The organism is Rhizobium sp. Root1220, from assembly GCF_001426265.1.
Lineage (GTDB): Bacteria > Pseudomonadota > Alphaproteobacteria > Rhizobiales > Rhizobiaceae > Rhizobium.
In genome coordinates this window covers 3,275-27,714 of the sequence record NZ_LMDG01000007.1, presented here as the reverse complement: position 1 = coordinate 27,714, position 24,440 = coordinate 3,275, and the positions used below count along the sequence as shown (strand labels likewise).

Below are 24,440 nucleotides of genomic sequence, written 5' to 3'. Positions count from 1 at the left end.
ACCAGTTGGCAAAATCCTGTGCCGGAGAGCCTTGCAGACATGCTTACCTGCGATATATCCGGCGAAGTTCTGCATCATTCATCAAGGTTTCCATGATTCATGACATCTCCGACGGAGCCGATCCCTTCAGGTTTTTGGGCCATCACGGAGAAGTTGCGGGTCTGATCCGTGATTACGACTGGTCGGCAACGCCTTTGGGATGCGTCGAAACCTGGTCGCCTTCACTGAAGACCTCAACCGCAATATTGCTTCACTCCCCCGTACCGATCGTCATGCTTTGGGGTGAAGACGGAGTGATGATCTACAACGATGCATATTCGGCGTTCGCTGGCCGCCGCCATCCCGCGCTTTTTGGTTCCAGGGTGCTCGAGGGATGGCCCGAGATTGCCGACTTCAATAGCAACGTGATGAAAGTCGGCCTGGCAGGCGGAACGCTCGCGTATCGTGATCAGGAACTGACCCTTTCAAGAAAAGGCGTTCCGGAGCGGGTGTGGATGGATCTCGACTATTCGCCGGTTCTGGACGAGAGCGGGAAGCCGGTCGGCGTCATCGCCATCGTTGTCGAAACCACCGAGCGCGTGCTGGCGGAGCAGAGGAACAGAGAGGAATCCCAGCGCCTGCAAAATCTGTTCGAGCAGGCTCCCACATTCATGGCGATGCTCAGCGGTGCCGATCATCGTTTCGAACTGGTGAACCCTGAGTACAGCAAGCTGATCGGAAACCGCAGTGTCGTTGGTCTGCCTATCGCGAAGGCTCTTCCTGAAGTTGCCAACCAAGGTTATGTGGCGTTGCTGGACCGGGTCTTCCAGTCGGGAGAGCCGGTGAAGAAGATGTCCGAGCGCCTGTTACTAAAGAGGGCCGAAGACGGCTCGATGGAAGAGCGGTTTGTCGATTTCGTCTATCAACCCATCCGCGACGAGCGGGGAATCGTCACGCATATCTTCGTTCAGGGATCGGATGTGACCGAGCGGGTGAGGGCGGAGAACCACCAAAAGCTTCTGGTCAACGAACTCAATCATCGTGTGAAGAACACGCTTGCGTCGATCCAGTCGATTGTCAGCCAGACTTTGCGAGGCGTTCAAACCAAGGAAGAAGCCTCGGCTGCCATCACCGACCGAATCCTGGCACTCTCTCGCGCACACAATGTGCTCACCAACGAAAATTGGGATGGAGCAGACCTTCGCACCATGGTGGAGAACTCCCTCGACGCATTCCAGCATGCTGGTCGAAAGGCGATCCAGATCATGGGGCCGAAGCTTCGCGTTGGCCCGCACGCCGCTCTGTCGGTTGCTCTCGCGATGCACGAGCTTGCGACCAATGCAGCCAAATATGGCGCTCTCTCAAGTCCGACGGGAATTGTGGATGTTCGCTGGTCGATCGAGCCTGACGGCGTCTTCACGCTTCGATGGGCCGAAGAGGGGGGGCCAACCGTCGCGGCGAAAGATCGCAGGGGTTTTGGGTCTCGGCTGATCCTGGAGGTGCTCCCTCGGGAGCTTCAGGGAACGGCCAATATCGAATACCCGCCAACCGGTGCGGTGTTCACTCTTTCAACTTCTCTGGAGGCGATCAGTGATCGGCCGAAAGTAGACGGCGCGTGATGGCCCGTATACTCGTGGTCGAAGACGAAATGCTTGTAGCGATGCTCATCGAAGACGCGATCAGCGATCTTGGCCACGTCGTCGTCGGCCCGGCAATGCGTCTCGAGACGGCATTGAGCACTGTCGAACGCGAAGATTTCGATTTCGCGATCTTGGACATCAACCTGGCCGGCAAGCAATCATTTCCCGTCGCCGATCGCCTCAGCGAGCGCGGAATCCCCTTTCTGTTTGCCAGCGGTTACGGCGTTGCAGGGCTAGTTGATCGCTACCGTGACAGCCCAATTTTGCAAAAGCCGTTCTCGCCGGATCAATTGGCCAGGGCGTTGCGAGACCTGCGACGCTAGTGATCGAAGCCACCTCCATCCCGCCATCTTTCGGCCCTTCTGCCACACCAAAACCGGACGGCGCATAAAAGCGGTGATTCATTTCATACAAACACAGGAATTCTTATGATCAGGAAATTTGCCTTCGCGACATCGCTGGTATTGGCGTCAGCTGTCAGTGTCGAGGCCTCCAGCGGCAAGTCGTGGGATGCGCTCTTCGCCAAAGTGAACGGTACCTGCATTGGTCAGTCTGGAATGGACACTCCCGAGGCCTCGGCACCGATCGTGTTCGATGATGCGACCGGCAAGATTGCGGTACTGTTGCGGGGGTCCCTCGGAAAAGGGAAGGCGAAAGTCAACAACGTCAACCTCATGTGCCTCTATGACAAGAAGACTGGCCGTGCCTCCATCGAGGAATACCGTTGGCTGGGGAGGTGAAGCCAGCAGGCAGGCTCGGTTGCGGGGATCCGATACCCGCAACGGTTTGCCGCTCTTGTGTTTGTACACAACCAGCCGGAACCTATCAGTTGGTTCACGTTTGGTAGGGAGGTATCCGGCGCCAGGCCGGTAGCTGCGATCCCGCTTCACCGGCTTTGACGTTGAATTGCCAATTTACACGCTGCCGGATGCTGTCCCGCTGCCCTTTTCCCGTTAAACGTGGATGGCGGCTCCACTTCTTCTTGATGAAGTGAGAATATTCGTGATAACTTAAATATAGTTTCGCGCTGATATGGCCGCTGAGATGCGCCGGGGCATGCGATGAGAATTGCCAGCACAGTTTTTCTCGGACTTGTATTCGGAATCTCCGCCGCTGCGGCGGGGCCACTGCATGATGCGGCCAAAAGCGGAGACGTTGAGGGTGCAAAGCAGGCTGTTGCGTCGCATGCCAATATCGGCGAGCTAAATGATGCTGGTGAACCGGCGTTGATCATCGCGGCTCTTGCAGGCCACAAGGATGTCGTTCTGCTTCTGCTTGAGGACGGTGGAGATATCAACCTTCGGAACAAGGGCGGACTGACCGCGTTGCATGCAGCTGCCTACGGCGGTCATCTCGATATTGTCGAGATGCTGGTCGCGAAAGGGGCGCTCGTGAACGACGACAAGAATTTTTACCATATGTCGCCGTTGCACGCCGCGGCCGAGGAAGGCCACGCCGACGTAGTCGCCTTCCTGCTGGCAAACAAGGCGGATATCGAAGCAAAGGAGCGCAATGGCTACACGCCGCTGACACAAGCCGGCTGGCGCTCTCACTGGGATGCTGCGGAATTGATGCTGAAAGCGGGCGCTGTTTGTCAGGAAGCCGCCCTGGTTGGCGACTGGCTATACGGCGAATGCACCAAACGGAAGTAAGGCTGCCCGCCGTCTGGCAGGAAAGGTAGGAGATCATGTTTTACAAAACGAGGGCAGGGCTTGGTGCCTGTATCATCGCCGTCGCTGCTTTCGCGGTCGCTCCGCAGGGATCAGCTGAGGAAACCGTGAATACCGGATATTTCGGGGACGTCGCGATAAAGGGCTATGATCCCGTGGCGTATTTCACCGATAGCAAGGCTATCGAGGGATCGCCAACATTCACACACCGGTGGCTGGGTGCGGAGTGGCATTTCACCAGCGCAAAAAACCGCGACCTCTTTATTGCCGATCCCGGTAAGTATGCCCCTCAGTATGGTGGCTATTGTGCCGATGGCGTTTCGTTCGGAACGGTCACGACCAATATCGATCCCCAAGCCTGGCGGATCATCGATGGGAAGCTCTATCTCAGCTATGATCCCGGCGCTGCTGATGGTTTTGAGAAGAAGCCGACCAAGGTCGTTGATTCGCAGAAGCACTGGTCGGAGGTTCAGAGCACGCTGATCTCCGATAAAGTGCACAAGGATTGGCAGCACGTGCCGGCCGAGTAGGCCGTCAGGGGGCAGGGGAGAAGAACTTCAGCGCCTGCGGGGTAACGTGGACATATTGGGAATCGGGATAGTCTGTGTCCCGGTTCTTGTAGACGCGTCCGCAGACCATCCGATCTAGGAAGTACCCGCCAAACCTCTCGCACAGGCTGTCTCCCTGCACTTCGACGGTCCCGGTGATGTTCGTGTTTGCGCTCCGGTAGGCGGTGTTTCCCGCCTGGTCAAAGAACTGGACGAAGGCGGTCCCGTTCTTGTGCTTTCCCACCCAGCTCTTGTCATTGATGAGATCGCGCAGGGCGTCGCCGACAATCTGATCGGCCTTCTCGCCCACGAAGCCGAACGGCCACTCGGGAACGCCTGCCGATCTCAATCCTGTCAGATGGCGCTCCAGGTCAACCTTGCGCCAGTAATCGTAGAGATAGCCATAATACGTCAGGTTGCTTTCCGGGAATTGCGCCAATAGCCTTGCCTTCGCTTGCCCTGCACGAACGCTATCGCCTTGGAAGCTATAGGCTGCCGTAAGGTATTCCTGCGCGGCCTCGGCGTTCGGAAGCGCGTCACTGGCCACCTGTATCAGGGGGATGGCCCGCTCGTTGTCCTGCGCCGTGTAGAACACAATGCCTGCGAGCAACCGAAAGCTCGGCGACGGCGACGGGTCGAGCCGCAACGCCCTTTCTATCTCGCTAATCGCATTCTCATGATCTCCCGTTTGGGCGAGAATCAATGCTAGATTGCCGGCGGCCTCCGCACTGTTCGGTTGCACTTCCACCGCGCGCTTCGCCGATTCGCGTGCTTCCGCGTCCCGGCCATCGACAAGTTGAAGAAGGGCAAGGACGGTGTGGGCACGCGCATTGTCCGGATCCAGCTTGAGCGCTTGCCCGGCGGCGTCATACGCGATTTTGCGGGCAACTGCCGCCGACCAAAGGAAGTTGTAGTCGTTGCGCCAGACGTCGACTGCGACGCGCGCGATACCCGCATGCGCATCGGCAAAGTTCGGATCGAGGTCGATCGCCTTCTGGTAATACGACAGCGTTCGGCGATAGGTATCGACATCGCCGTAAATCAGCCCCTCGTGTTCGGCCCTCATGTAGTAGTCGTAGGCTTCAAGATTGTCGCTGGGTATCCGCTCGATCTGGCTGCGTTCACCGTCGCTGAGTTCCACCTCGAGCGCGGAGATGATCTTTCCAGTCACATCGTCCTGAACAGCGAACAGATCCGCAAACTGGCGGTCATAACGCTCGGCCCACATGGAAAGCCCCGTCAGCGCATCGATGAGCTTGACGTTGATGCGCAATCTTGGCCCAGCCCGCTGCAGAGTGCCTTCGAGCACATAGTGCACGCCCAATTCAGCGGCTACGTCCTGTATTTTGGCCGCACCGTTTTTCATGGCGAAGACAGTGTGTCTGGCAATGACAAAGAGGCCAGAAACTTTGGATAGTTCAGTGATAAGGTCGTCGGTCAACCCTTCAGCCAGATGATCCTGTTCCGAGTCTCCACTGACGTTGATGAACGGCAGGACCGCCACCGACGGCTTCTCGGGAAGGGGATAGGCAAAGCGCTCAACGGCTTTCTGTGTCTGAGCAAAGTCCCAGACGCGCCATCGGTAGGCGATCGCCGACCCTATGAAAATCAACAGGATGGCGGCAATGGCCGCGACCTTGCGAGATGAAATCTTAAACCGGCGTGAGCTCGATCGGGCGACGGCCGGATCGATAACGACGCGGTAGACGCGTATGGGCTCGGCGATGCTTCGCACCTTCTGTTTGCCGAGCGAGACGTAGCCCACGTTCAGTTTCGATTTCACTTGGTCATAGGTAGTGCCCGAAATCGCAATGCCGCCCGGCTGCGCCAGCGTCTGTATGCGATGGGCGATATTGACACCATCGCCGTTGATGTCGTCGTCTTCAACGATGACGTCGCCGAGATTGACGCCGATGCGGAACTCAAGTCGACCGTTGGGGGGAGCGGATGGTTTGCGGGCAGCCTTCTCGCGCTGTATTTCCGTTGCACACTGAAGGGCGTTCACCACGCTGTGAAATTCCACGAGCACACCGTCACCCATGGTCTTGACCAAACGCCCGTGGTGATCAGCGATCTTTGGCCGGATGACCTCGTCCATATCAACCTGGAACGCGCGACGAGTTGCCTCCTCGTCGATCTGGCTCAGGCGGCTATAGCCAGCGACGTCAGCGATCAGAATGGCTGCAAGACGGCGCTCCATGCCTTCCCCACGCAAACTCTACCGGTGACGTTTCTAAAAAATGACCGGATGTCGAAAATACGATGGCGACTTCGAGACATTCGGTCGCCTTAAGCTCCCCGGAAATATCGAGAGTTTTCATCGCCATCACCCGTGGCGATGGAGAATGATGCTCTCATTCGGGATCGTGTTCAAACATTAAAAGATCGATGCAAATCGACCAGCCGGATGGAACGTGCGTCAGCCTCGAGCCGAGCGCCGCATTAAAGGGCCTTGGCCGGGCGATGGATCGCAGTTCACCTGCCGGGGTCGTCGGAAAACCAACAACGACCTTGGCGTTGGTCATGCCTCGTCGATCAGCAACGCAGGTTTGCGATTTGGCAAAATAGTCGTGCACGGAAAGCGGCGTCCTTTCGGCGCGCAGATTGCCGGAATACGTGGGCTGGGCTTCGGCTGGATATCGAGACAGAGGCGGGGCAATTCTCCAGCGGCCTCTTTACGACCCCTCGTCGGGGATGTTCAGAATTTCCCCGCAGGCTTTGCAATGGACCGCGTCGGCGTCATGGCGCTGCAGGCCGCAGCGGTGGCAGGGGAAGGTCACTTTGTGCGGGCGAACCACTGTCTGTGCGAGCCGCACGAACAGCGAGATTCCGACGATCATTGTCACGACGGATGTCAGCTTTCCCAGTGTTCCGGGAAGCGTGATATCGCCGAACCCAGTCGTCGTCACGGTCGCCACGGTAAAATACAGAGCGTCGACGAAGCCTTCGCTGCCATTCCGGCCGTAGAAGAAAGCTGTGTAGACGAACCCGGTTATCAGAAAGAGGAAGACGAGGAAGTTGAGCACGGCCCGGACAACGTCGAGATGCTGTGTGCAACTCATGCGTCGAAGCCCCTCTGTCAACAGGGGACTGCGGCCGATCGCCCACAGCCTCATCACCCGTAGGAAGGCGAAGTTGAACAACGCGTTGGGGAACAGCAGCGTCCCGAGCACGACCAGATCGATCAACGTCATCGGGCGCACCATCCAGCGGCGGAATGACGGTGCCGCAATCGCGCGCCCTACCATCTCCACGGCAATCCAGAGCGCGATCGCATAGTCGATGATCAAATAGGACGGCCCCGAGCGCAGGTATGGACCAAGAACGAAGAAGGCGAGGATGGCAACGTCAACGATCGCAAACAATGCTTGGAGCAAGAAGCTGCGTCTGCTCTCGGCCCTTTCCAGTTGTTGTAACCCGTGCCGCAGGCCTTTTACACCTGCACCGTCGCTTGTTCCGAGAATATCCATGCAGTCGAGTTAGATCGCTCGCGTCGCTCATCAAGGGCAGGGCCAGCGCGGCTGCGCGAAAACCGACGATTCGCCAACAGCGGACGGCCAACGGTCACGGCCTCTGCCTAGTTGTTTGAGTTCAGAACCACGCTGGCCAGTTTGTTGCAGCAGCAGCGAGAAATCCGCCGGCTGCTGCTGCTGTTCGGCCAGTTATAGTCACGAGCAACCGCTCGTCGCGCCGAAGGAGGAAAAAAACCTTTCCTAGAAGGAAGCGAAATCAGCCTCTTAGCCTTTCTTACTCCTAAAAGTTACTCCTCGCTCAGGCGGATCTGGGCCATCTTTGACCTGGGGCCTCGCAGCCTGAAAAACTCGTCCGGTAAGGCAACGTAGTGACGCGGATACCGTTGTTCCATGCGCGATGGCCTCGATCGGCGATCAGTCAGCCGGATTGCGCGCTCGCGTACTATAGAGTCTTGATCCCGGAATTCGGCTGCGACGGTTTCCACCGGACGCCGGCCCCTTCGAGGTGGCTGGATTCGACGTTCGCCGCAATAAACTGAATTTTCTGTTCATCGAAAACCCGGCGGAGCTTCTCGTTTGCTCTTGCCGTGATCTGCTGTTTTCCTAATTCGAAATCGCTCAACGCCTTCTGGGTGATACCCGCCTTCTTGGCGAGATCCACTTGACTCATCCCAATGAGCGCTCGCGCGGCCCGTATCAGATCGCCTGTCAACAAAGTCGTCATTACCTGCAAAAACGGGTTATCGCGAGGCAAGTCAAAAAAGACGTAAAATACGTTTTAAATGACTTGAAATACGTTAATAAAGATGTAATCAAAGGCATCGACAGGTCGGGATCGACTGCCGATTCTTAATAGCTTCAGATGCTGGATTACGGAGACACACATGAGGGCGACCCAGAACGGTATCTACCTCGGCGACGATCGTCGGGCGTTGCTCGAGAAGCTGGAGTCTCTGGTAATCGATCTGTCGGCACCTAACTTTCCGCAGCCTTCGAGCATTCCAGTCATGATCGACAAATACAAAGTCAGCAGGCGGGAAGTGCCGTGTCTTTTGGGAAACGCATTTGGCCATCCCAAAATCATCGACGGCCACGCGTCGATTTCGTCTGAGCTTTTCTACTTCGATCCCGAACGCGGGATCGCTCGAACAATCTCGCGATGGTATCGCCTCGGCACACCTTCCAATCCGCAAATATAGCGATCCTTTGCCCGGCCGCCTTTCGGTGCGGGGTCCTTAATTTCGATCGTTGGATTACCTCTCAGCAACCGATGCGTCTCGGGATGCATTGCCGTGTTTCAAAGGAGTTGAACGCTTGCCGACATTAAAGCACGCTTTGGCGCTCTGCATCGTCAACCGACTTCTCAGACCGTTCAGCGATCAGGCGGATGCCAAGTTCCTGGCTACCATCGTTGTCGCAATTGAAGGATTGGCGGACGCTATCGAGGCGGCTTGCGAAGTCTTCCTGCACGGTGACTCGAGAACCGGGAATTTCCCTGGCGGACGCAATGCGGTCGTGGAGCAGATCACGGAACCGAAAAAGCAACGAGCCCTGTTGGCCCGTGCTCAAGAGCCCAAAGCGCTCGTACTGATATTCAGGGACGAGAAGCAGGTCCCCTATCAAATTCGAGAATTCGCCGACGTGTACCACGTCATCGACGAGCTTGACCCACGCGTGGTGAAGGCCGCGATCTACCAAGCGTTTGCGACCAAGGTCTCGTTTAGAGACGCACAATTCATCGCCAAACAACCGCTCGACGATTTCTTGGTGGCGTTTCGGAGCGGGCGGCCGGTCGAGCGGTCGCTGCGACTGTTGACGGAAATGGATGAGAAGCGACAAGCCGCGGCAAGGAGAACGAAGTCGATCCGTCTGGAGGAACTCCATGGTTACGGGCAGGCCAAGCTTTGGGGTCTTGAATTAGCCCGCGACCTCGCTCGCTATCGACGTGGGGAGATCGCGTGGACGGACGTCGAGCCAGGACTGTTGCTGTCCGGTCCATCCGGTGTCGGGAAGACGAGGTTCGCCGAGGCTCTTGCGACCACTTGTGGCGTGCCGCTGATCCACGGCTCCTACGCACGATGGCAAAGCGCAGGGCATCAAGGGGAAATGCTTGCCGCGATGCGCGAAGCCTTCGAAATGGCGAAGGCCGCCGCACCGGCTATCTTGCTCGTCGATGAGCTCGACAGCTTCGAGTCGCGCACGATCGGGGATACTCACTCGCGCACCTATACCCGCCAGGTCGTGAACGGCTTCCTCGAGTGCCTGGACGGAGCGGCCCAGAGATCAGGTGTTATCGTCATCGGCACCACGAACCATCCCGAAATGATAGACCCCGCGGTCCTTCGACCAGGGAGGTTTGATCGGCACATCGCACTTACTCTTCCGGACGCAACGGCCCGGCTTGCCATCTTGCGACAGTACATCCCGGCGGTCATCCCGAGTTCGCAAGAGACGCGATTGACAGACGAGACGGGAGGGATGTCCGGCGCGGAGCTCGAGCAGCTGGCACGGGAAACCCGCCGTCGCGCACGAGGCTTGAACCGGGCAGTTGTTGCCGACGATGTGCTCGCATGTCTGCCGGAGACGCAGGTCGTCCCTCCAGACCGACTGGCAATACTTTCAATTCACGAGGTCGGGCATGCAATCGTTGCCCTTGCTTTCGGCCGGACTATCGAAAGCATCAGGATCGCGGACCGCTATCGATTGGACTCAGGTCAAGGCTTCGACTTGGGAACCGTCCGCCTTGAAAACGCCGGCCCCCGCCGCACCGCCCGATCCTATCACGGGGACATATGTGTCGCTTTGGCAGGAGTGGCTGCAGAGATCGAGCTCTTGGGCGAGCACGGCGATGGCGCGTCCGGCCATCCAGATGCGGATATTAACAAGGCAACATATCTGGCCACCCTCGTCGAGGGCGTCCTCGGTTTCGGTGAGACGCTTGTCGTCGAGCACAGCCGCTTCGATTACGACGAGCTTTCAAGGCTACGACTGAGAAGCCCACACTTATGGGCGCGCGTGGACCGATTGCTTGCATCCCGGATGCGTGAAACGCGAAGGATCGTCGCTGAAAATAGGTCGGCGATCGAGGCGCTCGCGGCCGAGCTCACCGTTCGAAAAACGATGACCGGGACGGAGGTCTCGGAGTTCCTGAAGTCGGCAGCCTACGTGGTCGCCGCCGCGACGGAATTCGCAGAAGAAAACCGCGACGACACAAGTGCGCGGCAACCACGACTGGAGAGGGTAAACTGATGAAGCTATGGATTCTGTCCGATCTCCACCTCGACATGAGCGAGCTTGCCAAACTCGATATTCCAGAGGCCGACGTCTGCGTCGTCGCTGGCGATGTTTTCACTCGGGGTGTCGTTCCGAGCCTCCGTTGGCTCGACGACCGCATCACCGCCCACATGCCGGTCGTTTTCGTCGCCGGCAACCACGAGTTCTATCACGGCGAGATCGTGCAGGGTCACATTGCCGCGACCCGCTACGATGCAAGGGGAGAGCTCTACTATCTCGAGAACGGCTGCGTGGAGATCGACGGGGTTGTTTTCGCCGGCGCAACGCTCTGGACGGATTTCGACCTGTTTGGACCGGAGTGGTCGCAAAAGGGGATGCAAAATGCCGCCGAAGCGATGAACGATTTCCGGCTGATCGCCTTCGGTGATGAACCGTCGCAGCGATTCAAGCCTATACATTCGCTGAAAATCCACCAGGAAAGCCGACGTTTTCTGGAAGGTGTCCTCGCGAACTATCGAGATCAAAAAGTTGTCTTCGTGACACATCATGCTCCGAGCATGTTGTCGGTCGAGGAAAAATATCGGACCGATCTGCCGACGACCGCGTTCGCATCGAACCTCGATGACTTGATGGCTCCGGGCGGCCCGGCTCTCTGGATACATGGGCACGTCCACCATTTCGTCGATTACACCGTCAACGACACGCGAGTGATTGCCAATCCGAGAGGGTATCCCGGGGAGGAGTGCTATCGGCAATTCGACCGAGGTTTCGTCACCGAAGTCTGACCCGTGGGAAACCTGGCTCCACCGCATCGTTGTAGGGAAGGGCGGATATCATGGCAAAACGCTCGCGGTCTTCATCGGAAGGCGAGAAAATACAGACTGCCTTGCCGGGTTCTCTGGGGGAGGCACTCGACGAGATCGGGTTTCAGCCGCTAGGTCGCCGGATCGTTGTTGTCAAGCAGACCGAAAGGCATCCCAGGACTTCGACCGACTGGGCGGTTTCCGTGATTGAGTTCTTCCGGTTCACGCTACCGCGCGCCCCGAACGGCGACTGGGAACATCTCTTTATCGCTGCTTACGAGGTCGCTTGCCAAGCTATGGCGATGCTGGGTCAGGCCACCGTTATAGACGGCGGTGCGAGGCCGCTCTCCGATCCCACATTGCCAGCGACACTTCCGCGATGGGACGACATAGCCACGGCTGTGGTCTGGGCGGCGGGCCAGTCCGGACTGCTGAGATATCGGCGACGTGGGAGAACAGGCAAGAAAAGATCGGTACGGCGTCCAAAAGCCAACATACGGGCTGGATACGGATGCCCTCCGGCCCACCTGGGGGCGGAGGCGTTTCCGGCCTTCCAGAGTCTGGGACTGATTTCGTATCGTAGTTGGACAGCTGCCGCTGAAACGATCCTATGGCGCGATAACCCTTTCGAGGCCGGAATGAATTTCGCGGAGGACGAGCGTTTCATCGAGGCGCTCGATGCTGCGATATCGAGCGTTCCCGAGGATATCGCGGCGAAAATCAGGGACATCGCGGCGATGCCCGCAAATGAGGCCGCTGGGCTGGTGGGCTTCGCAAGGCGGAACGTACACCCCAATGCGACGAGACATGAAGCCTTGGTGTTCCTGCAAGACCGAAGTCGCCGCTTGTTGTCTGAACTGTTCGCAAAACGATGGCGGCTGGGAGACGGATGGCTTTCCGCGGAGGAAAGCAGACGCGCGCTGTTTCTCGAGCTAGAACCTCTTTCGATCCAGATGAGCATGGAATTTGGCAGAATTGTCATTCCTCAGGAGCTCGGATGTGACGTCAGGGACTGAAGGACGTCCGTTCCTTGCGGTAGTGGCCAGAACTCAGGCAGCCGGCTCGTGCGTCGCCTGCTTCACACGCGTGATCCCATGGTGACAGAATGAAAATTTGGGTGTTTTCCGACCTGCATCTTGAATTCGGTGTTCCGTTTAAAGCCGATCCGCCGAAGGACGTTGACGTGGTGGTGTGCGCGGGCGATGTTCTGACGCGAGGTATTACCCCCAGCATAAAGTGGTTCACCGAGAACGTCGCTCGGAGAATTCCGGTCGTGTTCGTGGCGGGCAACCACGAGTTCTACAGTTCGTCCATCAACGAAAGTTTGCGCGAGCTCGAGCGGGCGGCCGGCTTTCAAAGCTTTCATTTTCTCGAAAACAACACGGTGGAGATCGGAGGCGTGGTCTTCGTCGGTGGGACCTTATGGTCCGATTTTCGGCTGTTCGGCCGCGATCCTGAAGTCGCGATGTCGTATGCGCGAAGCGGGATGAACGACTACAAGAAGATCAAATTGTCGAAGGTGCCGTTTCAGAAGTTCAAGCCGATTGACGCCTATCGCAAGCACGCCGAAACGAGGGATTTCATCGCGGCAGAACTCCGGAGACGCGCTGGTCAAAAGACTGTCGTCGTAACGCACCACGCGCCTTCGCCACGTTCCGTCGCCGACTGGTTTCGGCACGATCCGCTTTCGGCCTGCTATGCGTCAGATTTAGAAGACCTCATTTGCGAGACGGCACCGACATTGTGGGTGCACGGGCACATTCACCGTCGAAGCGACTACAAGGTCGGCTCGACGAGGATAGTCTCGAACGCCCGAGGATATCCAGGCGAGGGGACGGGGTTCGATCCCGGATTTACCGTCGATGTTTGATCGACCGAGAACACATCGTTGATAGACGGATCCAGAGTGATTTCCTCGTTTACCTGCGTGCGAGTTTGCGGGTTTGCTCCGCCGAGCCGATTGCGAATGATATAGACGTATTCCGGGGCACGCTCGATGAGAACCGATCTCCGTTCAAGCCGATTGCACACCGCGCCGACAGTCCCCGATCCCGCGAATGGATCGAGAACCGTCTGACCTGGCTTGGACATACCAATGACAAGGCGCTCGACGAGGTCTTCCGGGAACTGACAAGGATGGCTTGTTTTTTCGGGATGCCGGTTCTTCACATTGGAAATGTCCCACACGTCGGGTTCTTCCCAAGCGGGTTTCCGCTGAGTTCACCTTTCTTGGGGCCCTTGAAATGGCGCTTGTTGGGATATTTCTGCGGAACGCGAATGCTGTCCAAATCGAAGTGGTAGTCGTCGGACTTGGTGGCCCAAATAACGGTTTCGTGTCGTCCGGAAAACCGTTTTGTGCAATGCAGCCCGTGACCAAACGTCCAGACTATCCTGCTTCTGATTTTCATGCCGAGGCGGCGGAAGATGGGAATGAAGATGCTGTCGAGCGGTATGATTTCAGCGGCATCGACCCAGTTTCCCACTTGCCAACAGATCGAACCGTTCGCGCTGAGGACGCGAAAGCATTCGTTGATGACCGTCGCCTGAAAGTCGACGTAGGTGTCTAGCGCCGAGCGCGGTTCATAGGGTTTGCCGACATTGTAGGGCGGACTCGTGACGATAAGGTCGATCGATCCATCCGGAATCTCGGGCAGTACTTCGACACAGTCGGCCGTGTGGATTTCGCACAGACCGATAGCCTCCGCGTTCCCGCGAACAGGTTGGAAATGCATGGATATCTGATTTTCCTTGAGTTGGGACGCTCGTCCCAACGAGTTGATAGATCCATGGTCATCTGAATTTTTGCGACGCTCAAGGCCTTCGGAAGGGATTTCGCAAAATAGTTTGGGGCGGTGGCGTAGGACAGCGAGATGCGGTCTTCCCGGTAGGGGATAGCCTCGCCGCCGCCGAAGGCGGACGGCGAGGGTCTCCGCGGTTGTCGGCTTTAGAGAGGCTGAGAGGAAAGAGCGGGAAGCGGCCCCAATGCCAGAAGACGTACTTCGCGATCCGGCTCCTGGTGTGTGGGGTCGTAAATCCAGTCGCTCGCATAAAGGTTGCCGAGGTATTCGTCCGCATCGGCGTCGGCGGTCTTTTCCAGCACCTCGTGCTTCCACTCCGAAACGCCGCCAAACAGGCGAAATTCGGACCTGGGTTCGTCTTCGCCGGAGCGGACCTGAACCCAATAGCCGATCGCCTCGATCGCCTCCGGAGCTTCCCGAAGTTTGAGTTTCCGCGGTCGGTGGGAGGACCTGTCTACGTCCTGTCCTCGGAACCAGCCTAGTTCGGTCTCGAGGTCATTCAGCTTCGAGGCGACGGCTGTCGCCAGTGTGCCGTCGCCGATGATCGGCTGGCCGGCGAGATACTCCTCTTCTTCATAGTCAGCCTCGAACTCGACCTCGGAGGTGCACGTCGCTGCAGAATAGAGGACCGGGGTCTGCGTATCATCATCGGTGACCCATATCATTCCGCCTACAGCGGGGAGGCCGCTAGTGCCAATGTATCGCCCCCGCGCTTGGCAGACTTTATAATCGGCGATCTCGTGCAGGTCTTCGGCGAAATCGGCCAGTTCGCCAAACGTCGAGGTGATGAAGCCATGACCAGCTCGGTAGGGCGTCTCGTCCCATTCGAACACGCGCTCGTCATACAGCTTCGTTGTCACCGAGCCGTCGTTTGCGACGATGTGTGTCAAACAGCCCTCGAACCTCGGGGCCGAACTGAAGTCGATGTGATGCCATGTGCCGGCAATCACGATCTTCAACGCGCTGTTATCGATATAGGTCGAGGCCGCGCCAACGATCCGCTCCCTATAGCGGTCGATCAGCTGAGCCAGCTGGCCTCCGGCCGCGGATGGATCACCGTTGATATACCCCCGGACAGCGTCGCCTTGGATTTCGATCGCCGCATCCGGTCCCACGAAGACCGGGCGAGCGGATAGGTTGGGTGCAATAAAAGCGCGGCGAGCAGGATCGGGGTTGGTGTTTTTGCGTTCCTCCAATTTGAAGTCCGGTTTGCTGTAGCGCGAGAGGCGGTATAGGTCGTAATCGGCCATGAATTGATATCCAGTTGAGCATGCGATACCGTTCTGGCCAGTGCTACTGGCCATTCGGATCGTGATTGATCGGGTGATTGCCGCGAGCGGCTTCTGGATAAAGTGTTCCGTGGATTTCGACTGGCTGCAAGGGGTGAAAATCGCTACGGGCGATTTTGCTGATCGCGCAGAGCGACCCTCTTAGACTTGGCAAAGTTCTATCCGCCATGGAAAGCGCGCCGGCGCGTTCCTCAGCAGCCGTCCAAGGCCTTGATACGCGAAATCAGCGTGCGGCCGTAGAGATAGACCGTTTCGACGTCTGCGCGTCCTTGGCATCGGCGGCCCTTGTCGGTCTCGTAGGTGTAGGAGACTCGGACCTGATTGTCGCCGCGTAGCGTAGTCCCCGTCAACTTCAGCGGAGCCGACATCGAACCAAAGAACGCATGGATCGAGGCTTCGTTGAACGGGCCTTTTCCGCGTTTCTCGGGGACAACGAGTGAGGCCGCCGCTTCGCCGTCGGCGCTTGCTAGTGAGGAGTAGAATGTCGCGACAGCCGACATCGGGTCGTGCGGTTCCGGCGTCGATTGCTGCTGGATGGCGGGCGCTTGTGCATTATTGGCTTCGAACGATATGCCGACTTGATCAGCCGTGTCCGAAGTCAGCCATTCAATGCCTTCGGGTGGAGCGGACGTTACGTAGATGACGGCTTTCTCGCTCATCCCGAGCTGATTGAGGTAAGCCCCGACGACCGCATTCGCCGATCCGGACTCGGAGGCCTTGCCGTCCACAATTCGGTAGGCCGCATGGAACCCGAGCTTGGATGTCGGGTCGAGGAGACGGGGTGATCCCGCAAGCCAGGCGAGAGCACAGGCGGAAGCGCAGAGCGTGGTCGGCGGGACTGCCGTCGCGAAGCCACGGAGTCTGATAGCTCTGCCGATTTCGAGGCCAGCTCGAAGATTGCCGCCGCCGCTATCCAAGACGACCAAGGCCCGGTCGATGGTCGCAGCCAACTTCCTGAATAGCGCGTCGTCGCCTTCGTTGAAGGTTCCCCGAACGGAAACGATGTCGATCCCGTTTTGACCCGGCTGTCGAACGACATCGGCGGCCGAAGTCGGGAGCGCCCAGCCCATGAGAGCGAGAAAGATATAGCGGTGCATGAATTTCCCCCGGCGTGCTCGAAGCTTTTGAGCATTGGAAGCCGCCTTGATCAAGTCATTGCCGTAACTGTTTGTCTCTCCGCTGGACGCGCGTGAGGTGGCCACTCTTCTCACGAAAGTTTGCCGACGAATTTGCCTTGCCTTTTCCATCTGTAGAAATCTGTCGCTAGTTCGGCCGATACCAAAAATTGCCGCTGGACGACGCTTGCGCCGCAATCTCAGGTGTAGCAGTTTGCGAGTGAGGCTGGAGGCGGACGTGACAATCAATTATTCTTCTACGAACCTAAAGACTATCGCGGGGGGCGAGCTCCGTGCCAAATACAGCGCCAACGGACAACGTATCCTTCGGTATTCCATCGACTTCAGGCACAAGGTCCTTGATCTCCACAAGGAGGTCAGCGCGGCGGAGCTCTTCATGCTCCAGAGCAAGGTCGACGCGTTGATGTCCGACTGGGACAAGCGTTACGCAGAACACCTGAGAAAGTCCGCTTTACTCGCAGGCAAGGACGCCGCGGACCAAGCCACTATCGACGCGGGGCTCAAGATCGATGCGTTGTCGACGATCTTGGCCCATACCCTTCGTGTGGACGACCGCGTCAACTGGGAAAGCCTCAAGGATTTCTCGGAATGGAAGCAGACGAAATGGTTCACGGAGAACAAGCCTGATCGGATGCGCTACGACGAGCCGGTCTTCCAGCCTCCTCGGATCGGATTTTTCCAAGGGCTTTTCGGGCGTAAGAAGATCATCCTCGCTGACGCCTACGAGGCTTTCGAGCGAACTCACGCGGAATGGAAGGCCAAGGATATCGCTGACCAAGAGAGCGTTGATCGTCGGTTGATCGAGTGGGGTGACAGAAAGCGTGTTTTCGAGCGGCAGCAGGCCCAACTCAAGCAGGACTTCATCGACAATCAGGCATTCGCGAACGCCAAGGTGGACGCTCTTTCCAAGGCAGTGCCAGCCGGCGATCAGCAAGCCGTTATCGAGCATGCGTCCCTGGTCCTCGACAATTCGGATTACGGCGACCTTTTCGAGCAGTCGTTTTCCATAGACTACCTGACTGCCGACAAGACGTTGATGGTGGAGTACGAACTGCCGTCGCCGGATAACATGCCGCGGCTCAAAGCAGTCCGCTTCATTCAGGCAACAGGGGAGATGAAGGAAACCTGCATCACCGAGAAGGAGCAGAAGGCAAATTTCGATTCCGCCTGCTACCAGATATGTCTACGTACGATCCACGAACTCCTCGAAGCCGACGAATTCGGAAACATCGAGCGCGTACTATTCAACGGCTTCTCGACATATGTCGACCGCAGCACAGGGAAGGACGTCCGCGCTTGCATCATGTCCGTGCTCGTGGGTAGAGGCGAATTCATGGCTATCGATCTCTCACGCGTCGATCCCAAGAGCTGCTTCAAGAGCCTGAAGGGCGTCTCAGCTTCCACATTGTCGGCGCTCGCACCCATCCCTCCGGTAATGCAGATGGATCGAAACGACAGGCGCTTCGTGGAGGGCCGAGCGACGGTCGATGCGGTCAGCAACGAAACAAACCTGGCTTCCATGAGCTGGGAGGATTTCGAGCACCTGGTTCGCGAACTTTTCGAAAAGGAATTTGCATCGCGGGGAGGCGAGGTTCGCGTCACGCAGGCGAGCAACGATGGCGGCGTGGATGCGATCGCTTTCGATCCCGATCCGATCAGCGGTGGCAAAATCGTGATCCAGGCCAAACGCTACACGCGAACCGTCGGCGTTTCAGCGGTCCGCGATCTCTACGGGACCGTCCTGAATGAAGGTGCCTCGAAGGGGCTTCTCGTAACGACGGCCGATTATGGCCCGGACGCTCACAAGTTCGCCTCGGGCAAGCCGATTACTCTCATTTCCGGAGCAAACCTGCTTCATCTTCTTGCGAAGCATGGCATCCAGGCGAAGATCGATTTGCGCGAAGCCCGCAAGGACCTGAACCTCCGAGAGTTCAACTAGGAGAGGGCGATCGTTGTGGCTGACGGTCCTTCGAACGTGTTCGAGATGTACAAGGAGGCTGGCGGCCCGGGTTTTTGGATTCGGCGCACGACTTGGGGAAACACCGTAGCACGGGTGGTCGGGGCAGGGGCGTTCACCGCCGCGCCTCCCTACTTCGGAAATCCGTCGATGCTGATGGACGTCTACGGTCACGACGGCGCGCCCAAAGACGTGCTCGCTGCTGTTCCAGCGCCTGGCACCTACAAGACCTGGAGATCGGTCAGCCCGCCTGACTGGGCGGCTTTCGCCGACCTGCGACCACTGGATGATCCTCGGATTGCAACGGCGATCGAGGATTTGGATCGACGACGTGGAAAGAGCCGACGATAGCTTAGAGATGACGGGTGCCGGCGGGCGACCAATGGCGTGATCCCGTCATTGCACGTTTTGAATAACCGTCGGAATTTAACGCTAGTTTCAATACTGGGTTGCGCAGTTTTGCGTAAGGGTTTTACTGTCTGGCATCTGGGGAAAATCCAATGTCAGCAGCGTCTCGCGTCCTTCTCGCCGCCGTTTTCTCGGCATCCTTCGGTTTCAATTGCCTCGCAGAGAGCCCCACGTCTTCGGGCACGGGTTTTGCCGTGACGCCCGATGGGTGGCTTATGACCAATGCCCATGTGGTCGAGGGGTGCCAGAGGATTGAAGTCAAAGGAAAAGGGGATGCCTCCGATCCTCGTGTTGACGAGACCAACGATCTTGCCTTGCTGAAGATCGCAAGCCCGGAACCTTTGAAACCGATCGTGTTCCGTCGCGCCCCGACGCGGCTCGGCGAAGACCTCGTCGCCATCGGGTATCCGCTTGCGACACTGCTCGCAGATTCCGTGAAGGTCACGACGGGCAACGTCAATGCGCTCGCTGGGCTACGGAATGACACTAGGTATCTCCAGATTTCGACGCCGATCCAGCCGGGTAATTCGGGTGGCCCTGTCGTGGATCGGGCAGGATTTCTAATGGGTATCACCAGTGCCACCCTTTCTAAGCAAACCGCTGATGCGATCGGGATCACGGCTCAAAACGTGAATTTCGCCATTCGAGCATCGGTCGCTGACCTCTTTTTGCAGTCCCAGGGCATCTCGGCCCAGTCGGGCGACGTCGACAAGGAACAGCCGGCGCTGACAACGGCGGATTTGGCCGACAAGATCACTCCCTCGGTCTTCCAGGTTCTTTGTTACGGGAAGCCAGATGCCGAAGCCTCGGTCAAACCCGCGGAGATGCCCACGAGTTCGCCCCAACCGTCGATTACTGCTTCCTTGATAGACGCTCGTGGCTATGACGCGATCGGTTTCGACTACCGCGCGGTGAAAGACGTGTCGTTCTCGGAATGCCATGTGACCTGCGAAGGCGACGGTCAGTGCAAGGCTATCACCTACAACACCAAATACGGCGTCTGCTTCCTCAAGAACAATGTCGTCGCCTTGATCAGGAACGGTGACGCCGTCGCGTCGTATGCATCGAGCAAGGCGGCCGACGTCATAGTGTCTGACTTCACCAGCTATTCCGGGATGGACCTGCCAGGTGGAGACTACAAGCGTCTGAGGGGTAGCAACTATCTGCAGTGCTTCACAGCATGCATTGGGGACAACTCCTGCAAGGCGTTTTCATACGTTCCAAAGAAGTCAGAATGCTGGTTGAAGGACGCACTTGGGAAACCGCGCGCTGCAAAGGGCGTCGAATTGGGTGTGAAGTAGACTTTAGCTATGAACAGGAGGCCGTATTTCAATTCGAGCATCGCGGAACTCGAACGACTATTCGACGAGAAGCGCGACGATCGTACGTTCCTCAACACACTGGTTGCCGAGCTGAAGAAGCGCGAGACCCAGCGAGCAAAAGCCCTTCAAGCTCGCGCCGTGGCCAGTCTCGGTGCTCTGCCAAAGGGCAGACCAACGACGTCAAGAAAGCCCGAGCCACCCAAGGTGCGTTCCGAATCCGCGGAAGCGGTGCCTGACGCTGCCCCATCAAATGATCCCAGTCCAATTGTCGTCCCGCCAGCAACGCGCGAGGATCGCATCGATGACCCATTCACCTCCGGTGAGGCCGGGGGCGCGCACGCGGATATGGTCGAGAACGACGTCGTAGCGACAGCGGCGTCCCTGTTTGACCGCGGCGACAACATTCCGATTTCGAATGATCCCCAAAGCGTCCTGTCCGCTTGGACGGCGATGGAGGTATTGTCGCCGCCGACCTTCCGGCGGCCCGAGGATATGGTGGGTGGCGAGCGCGTTAGAGTTGCCAGCATCGTTGACAAACCGCTTCCCTGGGAGAATGGCGGCGAAAAGAGCCGGCCCAATCAACGGCTCTATTACCAGGTCATTCTTGGGACGGTTGACATGGAAAAAGCTGTCGGCGCGCTGCTCGCGGCCTACACCGACACTCGGGATGAGAGGCCCGCGGCTTCCGGAGCGGCCGTGTTGGCAACGATCATGGTCGATCGCGAAGGAAGGCTGGTCGATGCTGATCCGATCGCTATCTCAAGCTTCGGGTGGGGTGTCCCCGTGGCTCTTTCGGGCAAGCTCGGGGACTTGAAGAGATGGCCGGAGGTCGAGCGCGGTCTCCTTGAGGGCCTTCTGGCGAAGCTCTCGAGGGAAGACAAGGATGGAAACCCGCTTCCGCTGACACGTGAAGTCATGGCCTCCGGGTATCAGTGGTTGACGCAACGGATAGGTCTTGGCGCGGAGTTCGCCAAGCCGCCTTCGATCGTCTTGCGCTCATATCAGTACTACAAATTTCCTGACCCGCCTGAAGCGGTGCTGCTGAACTCGTTTTTCCTCGGTGATCTCGCAACAGCCGGGGCTCTTGTAGGCACCGGCGATGCACCGCACGCGCTCGAGCGATATCTTCAGATCGCCAAGCCTCGCTATCGTAAAAACCTGATGTTCGACCAAGGGGCGTTGGCAGAGGCGCTTCAACCCAAGCTCTTTCCGATGTCTTCGTGGCCAGCGCCAGGACGCCATCCGTTGGCTTTGCTCCAGCAGTGTGCGGTAAATCTCGCCCATCGTGACCTCGAGCACGAGGGCATTCTTGCCGTCAACGGTCCGCCGGGCACTGGCAAGACTACGCTGCTGCGTGATGTGATCGCTAGCGTCGTTACGAAGCGGGCGGAAGCAATGATCCGCTTCGATGATCCGGAAGACGCGTTCAAGAATTCCGGCCAGCGGATCAAGAAGGGGCAGGCCTTCGTTCACCTTTACCGTGTCAGCGAGACGCTGCGCGGACATGAGATCGTTGTTTCGTCGTCAAACAACAAGGCCGTCGAGAACGTCAGCGCGGAGTTGCCCGGCGTCGAGGCGGTAGCCGACGGGGTGGCGACGCCCGGCTATTTCAAATCCGTTTCCGACAATGTCCTCGGGCGCGACACATGGGGCATGGTTGCCGCGGTGTTGGGCAATGCCCGTAACCGTAGCGAATTCCGCCAGAAGTTCTGGTGGGATGAGGAGTTGGGAATGCATCGCTATTTCCAACAGGCTAGTGGGAATTCCCAAGTTATAATCGAGAAGGCAGAAGACGGCACGACAACCCAGCGCCTTCCAAAAATCATCGTCGAGGAGCGGCCACCGTCCGACCATGACGAGGCTGTCAAGAGATGGAAAACAGCTCGGTCGCGGTTTCGAAAAATCAGTTCCGACGTGAAAGTGAAGCTCGCCGCTCTCCAGAGAGCGAGCGATTTGCTGGCCCTAATTCCCAAGTTGGAAACAGAAATAGAAGCCTTGGCAACCGCGCTGCAGGCAAGTCTGGTCGCGCTACAGATGGCAGAGGCTGAAAGCGATCGGGCGAAGTCCGCGTTGGGGACCGCCGCCGAGCAATCGGGGGCGGCGGCGCGACGTCTGAAGAACGCGATGGACCGTCGCCCAGGGATTTTGAGCCGGGTTTTCAACAGCGCAGAGGCGCGAAGTTGGCAGGCCACGAATGACATTGCGCAAGCCGAACTCGCGAGTTCCAGGGAGTATCTGGCTCGCGCAGATCAGGAAGCGAGCGCGAAGAAGGACGCCTACTCGGGAGCCGTAGCCACCTTTGGGAATATCCAGACGACCGTGGCCACAAAGCGGGCCGCCTTGGATCAGGGCAGGGAAGACCTTCGGTCTCTCCAGGCCGAGTTCGGCGGGACATTTGTGACTTCAGACTTTTTTGCCCGAGGGCATGCCGAACGACAAAAAGCGTCACCGTGGCTTAACGAGGAGACGGCGCGACTTCGAAGCGACCTTTTCGAGGCCGCGATGGCCGTTCACAAGGCCTTTGCCGCCGCGGCATCAAAGCCAATACGGCACAATCTTAACGTACTGATGGACGGGTTCGGAACGCGGTCGCTTGGAAGCCCGGAGCGGGACGCGCTCATACCGCATCTGTGGTCGACCTTGTTTCTAGTCGTTCCCGCGGTTTCCACGACTTTTGCCTCGGTCGCGCGGATGTTCAGCAAAGTCGGTCCCGCGGAGTTCGGGTGGCTACTCATTGACGAGGCGGGGCAGGCCCTTCCACAGGCCGCCGTCGGCGCGCTTATGAGGACCAAACGAGCCGTCGTTGTCGGCGATCCCATCCAGATCGAACCGGTTGTTGTGCTCCCCGATCGGCTAACCGATGCCGTCTGCCTTAGATTCGGAATCGATCCGTCCCTATTCAATGCCCCGGCCGCGTCCGCGCAAACGCTTGCCGACAGCGCCACCGAATATTTCGGCACATTCGAGACAAAGTATGGGGCGCGAGAAGTGGGCGTGCCTTTGCTTGTACACCGCCGATGCAGCGACCCGATGTTCGCGATCTCAAATTCGATCGCCTACGAGAACCTCATGGTTCAGGCGAAACCAGAAGGTACATCCGCTATCCGTGATTGCCTCGGGCCGTCACGTTGGATCGACGTGCAAGGCCGGGGGCAAGACAAGTGGTGCCAAGCTGAGGGAGATGTCGTCGTCGACTGCTTGAGGCGCTTGAGGGCATCGGGATCCGTTCCCAATCTCTACATCGTGACGCCGTTCGTCGTGGTTCAGGATCGGCTGCGCGAGCTGCTGCGGCGCGACGGAATGTTGGAAGGCTGGGTCAACGATCCTTATAGCTGGGTTCGCGAGCGAATTGGCACCGTACACACGGTCCAGGGCAGAGAAGCGGAGGCAGTTATCTTCGTGCTAGGCGCGCCGGAAGCCGCCCATCGCGGTGCGCGAGGGTGGGCAGGGGGCAGGCCCAATTTGTTGAACGTTGCAGTAACAAGGGCGAAGGAGTCACTTTATGTGGTCGGAAATCGCGAGCTCTGGAAGCAGGCGGGCGTTTTCCAGTCTCTCGACAGGCTACTCTGAGCTGCAGTTTCTGGCGTGGGCTCGTGCATTCCATCCACCGAAGTCTTTCTCGTGGGTGATGCTGAAAGCAGACTAGGGCCCTGATAGCGTTTCTAATGGGCTTCAGGTTGGAAAAGTAGCTGTGGCTAAACAGCGCCATTTGGAAGCAACGCACCAAAGTGAAAAGTCAGTTTTTCAAATTCCGAAAAGACAAGTGAAACACCGTCATTGCGGATGGAGGTCAGCAACCGCTCGTCGACACATGTCTCGATATTGCCGGGAAGGTCTTGATCGTCGACATCGAGAGAAAAGCGCGAGTTCTTCGTAAGCGCGATTTTCCATGCACATTGACGTTGGCGGCATCTCCGAAACGGCTGTTTTTGCGAAGCGATATCCGGCTCTATCAGTCGGCGGAGGGTTTGGAGAAGTTGAACGGCAAMAGGTTGCCGATGTCGTCGGCTTCTTCGCGCTGAGGCAACTCAGTGAGCACGTGGCGCAGCCAGGTGAGTGGATCGACGCCGCAGGCGCGGCAAGTYAGCATCAGGCTGTAGATCACGGCGCTGGCCCTGGCTCCGTCGGCGGTATCACTGAACAGCCACGATTTTCTTCCGGTCGCAAAAACTCTGATGTCACG

At 58.0% G+C, this 24,440-nt stretch carries 23 protein-coding genes; 14 read left to right on the top strand and 9 right to left on the bottom strand.

Annotated elements, in window-relative coordinates; all coding sequences use genetic code 11:
- The first annotated feature begins 92 nt into the window (after positions 1–92).
- From ASC90_RS07315 to ASC90_RS07295, 5 genes are all read left to right on the top strand, one after another.
- The gene (locus ASC90_RS07315) at positions 93–1,598 is read left to right on the top strand and encodes an HWE histidine kinase domain-containing protein (RefSeq protein ID WP_056537583.1); all 1,506 of its coding nucleotides are present in this window, start codon (positions 93–95) and stop codon (positions 1,596–1,598) included.
- Positions 1,598–1,942 (top strand): response regulator, encoded by a 345-nt coding sequence (locus tag ASC90_RS07310; protein WP_056537580.1) that lies wholly within the window; start codon positions 1,598–1,600, stop codon positions 1,940–1,942. Before ASC90_RS07315 ends, ASC90_RS07310 begins: the two co-directional genes overlap by 1 nt.
- A gap of 105 nt (positions 1,943–2,047) precedes the next feature.
- Positions 2,048–2,359, top strand: coding sequence for a hypothetical protein (locus tag ASC90_RS07305; RefSeq protein ID WP_056537577.1), 312 nt, complete (start codon positions 2,048–2,050; stop codon positions 2,357–2,359).
- Positions 2,360–2,680: 321 nt separating this feature from the next.
- Entirely contained in the window at positions 2,681–3,271 is a 591-nt protein-coding gene (locus ASC90_RS07300) for an ankyrin repeat domain-containing protein (protein ID WP_056537574.1), read from the top strand.
- A 35-nt stretch (positions 3,272–3,306) separates the two neighbouring features.
- Complete coding sequence (locus ASC90_RS07295; RefSeq protein WP_056537571.1) at positions 3,307–3,819, top strand: YHS domain-containing (seleno)protein; 513 nt, start codon at positions 3,307–3,309, stop codon at positions 3,817–3,819.
- A gap of 4 nt (positions 3,820–3,823) precedes the next feature.
- Here the strand turns inward: ASC90_RS07295 and ASC90_RS07290 are convergent, their stop codons facing one another.
- The 4 genes from ASC90_RS07290 to ASC90_RS07275 form a co-directional block, all read right to left on the bottom strand.
- Entirely contained in the window at positions 3,824–6,037 is a 2,214-nt protein-coding gene (locus ASC90_RS07290; RefSeq protein ID WP_056537567.1) for an adenylate/guanylate cyclase domain-containing protein, read from the bottom strand.
- 154 nt (positions 6,038–6,191) lie between these two features.
- Positions 6,192–6,413 (bottom strand): hypothetical protein, encoded by a 222-nt coding sequence (locus tag ASC90_RS07285; protein ID WP_056537564.1) that lies wholly within the window; start codon positions 6,411–6,413, stop codon positions 6,192–6,194.
- A 99-nt stretch (positions 6,414–6,512) separates the two neighbouring features.
- Positions 6,513–7,307, bottom strand: coding sequence for a potassium channel family protein (locus ASC90_RS07280; RefSeq protein WP_056537561.1), 795 nt, complete (start codon positions 7,305–7,307; stop codon positions 6,513–6,515).
- Positions 7,308–7,752: 445 nt separating this feature from the next.
- Positions 7,753–8,034, bottom strand: a complete 282-nt coding sequence (locus ASC90_RS07275; RefSeq protein WP_056537558.1) for a helix-turn-helix transcriptional regulator — start codon at positions 8,032–8,034, stop codon at positions 7,753–7,755.
- Between the two features lie 160 nt (positions 8,035–8,194).
- On the opposite strand from ASC90_RS07275, the gene ASC90_RS07270 reads away from it, so the two are divergent.
- From ASC90_RS07270 to ASC90_RS07250, 5 genes are all read left to right on the top strand, one after another.
- Entirely contained in the window at positions 8,195–8,509 is a 315-nt protein-coding gene (locus ASC90_RS07270; protein ID WP_056537554.1) for a DUF6634 family protein, read from the top strand.
- A 115-nt stretch (positions 8,510–8,624) separates the two neighbouring features.
- On the top strand, positions 8,625–10,559 hold the full coding sequence (locus ASC90_RS07265) for an AAA family ATPase (RefSeq protein ID WP_056537551.1): 1,935 nt from the start codon (positions 8,625–8,627) through the stop codon (positions 10,557–10,559).
- The gene (locus tag ASC90_RS07260) at positions 10,559–11,329 is read left to right on the top strand and encodes a metallophosphoesterase (RefSeq protein ID WP_056537548.1); all 771 of its coding nucleotides are present in this window, start codon (positions 10,559–10,561) and stop codon (positions 11,327–11,329) included. The genes ASC90_RS07265 and ASC90_RS07260 overlap by 1 nt, the downstream gene beginning before the upstream one ends.
- A 50-nt stretch (positions 11,330–11,379) precedes the next feature.
- Positions 11,380–12,363: a hypothetical protein gene (locus ASC90_RS07255; protein WP_056537545.1), complete on the top strand. Its 984-nt coding sequence runs from the start codon at positions 11,380–11,382 to the stop codon at positions 12,361–12,363.
- An 89-nt stretch (positions 12,364–12,452) separates the two neighbouring features.
- Complete coding sequence (locus ASC90_RS07250) at positions 12,453–13,217, top strand: metallophosphoesterase (RefSeq protein ID WP_056537542.1); 765 nt, start codon at positions 12,453–12,455, stop codon at positions 13,215–13,217.
- Here the strand turns inward: ASC90_RS07250 and ASC90_RS30240 are convergent.
- The 4 genes from ASC90_RS30240 to ASC90_RS07235 form a co-directional block, all read right to left on the bottom strand.
- Positions 13,124–13,516 carry a site-specific DNA-methyltransferase gene (locus ASC90_RS30240; protein ID WP_280138314.1) on the bottom strand — a complete coding sequence of 131 codons (393 nt, stop codon included), beginning with the start codon at positions 13,514–13,516 and terminating at the stop codon, positions 13,124–13,126. The genes ASC90_RS07250 and ASC90_RS30240 overlap by 94 nt on opposite strands.
- Positions 13,513–14,079, bottom strand: coding sequence for a site-specific DNA-methyltransferase (locus ASC90_RS29710; RefSeq protein ID WP_244480339.1), 567 nt, complete (start codon positions 14,077–14,079; stop codon positions 13,513–13,515). Before ASC90_RS29710 ends, ASC90_RS30240 begins: the two co-directional genes overlap by 4 nt.
- A 212-nt stretch (positions 14,080–14,291) precedes the next feature.
- On the bottom strand, positions 14,292–15,395 hold the full coding sequence (locus tag ASC90_RS07240) for a hypothetical protein (RefSeq protein ID WP_056537539.1): 1,104 nt from the start codon (positions 15,393–15,395) through the stop codon (positions 14,292–14,294).
- A gap of 230 nt (positions 15,396–15,625) precedes the next feature.
- The gene (locus tag ASC90_RS07235; RefSeq protein ID WP_056537536.1) at positions 15,626–16,531 is read right to left on the bottom strand and encodes a hypothetical protein; all 906 of its coding nucleotides are present in this window, start codon (positions 16,529–16,531) and stop codon (positions 15,626–15,628) included.
- A 256-nt stretch (positions 16,532–16,787) separates the two neighbouring features.
- Between ASC90_RS07235 and ASC90_RS07230 the strand changes: the two genes are divergently transcribed.
- The 4 genes from ASC90_RS07230 to ASC90_RS07215 all read left to right on the top strand — a co-directional run bounded on the left by ASC90_RS07230 (position 16,788) and on the right by ASC90_RS07215 (position 23,827).
- Positions 16,788–18,509 carry a restriction endonuclease gene (locus ASC90_RS07230; protein ID WP_200950862.1) on the top strand — a complete coding sequence of 574 codons (1,722 nt, stop codon included), beginning with the start codon at positions 16,788–16,790 and terminating at the stop codon, positions 18,507–18,509.
- A gap of 15 nt (positions 18,510–18,524) precedes the next feature.
- On the top strand, positions 18,525–18,878 hold the full coding sequence (locus ASC90_RS07225; protein WP_056537533.1) for a hypothetical protein: 354 nt from the start codon (positions 18,525–18,527) through the stop codon (positions 18,876–18,878).
- A 149-nt stretch (positions 18,879–19,027) separates the two neighbouring features.
- Positions 19,028–20,236 (top strand): trypsin-like peptidase domain-containing protein, encoded by a 1,209-nt coding sequence (locus tag ASC90_RS07220; protein WP_056537530.1) that lies wholly within the window; start codon positions 19,028–19,030, stop codon positions 20,234–20,236.
- Positions 20,237–20,245: 9 nt separating this feature from the next.
- Positions 20,246–23,827: an ATP-binding protein gene (locus tag ASC90_RS07215; protein ID WP_056537527.1), complete on the top strand. Its 3,582-nt coding sequence runs from the start codon at positions 20,246–20,248 to the stop codon at positions 23,825–23,827.
- Between the two features lie 382 nt (positions 23,828–24,209).
- Here ASC90_RS07215 and ASC90_RS29705 read toward each other — a convergent pair.
- On the bottom strand, positions 24,210–24,440 hold a 231-nt coding region (locus ASC90_RS29705), incomplete at its 5' end, for a transposase domain-containing protein (protein ID WP_244480338.1).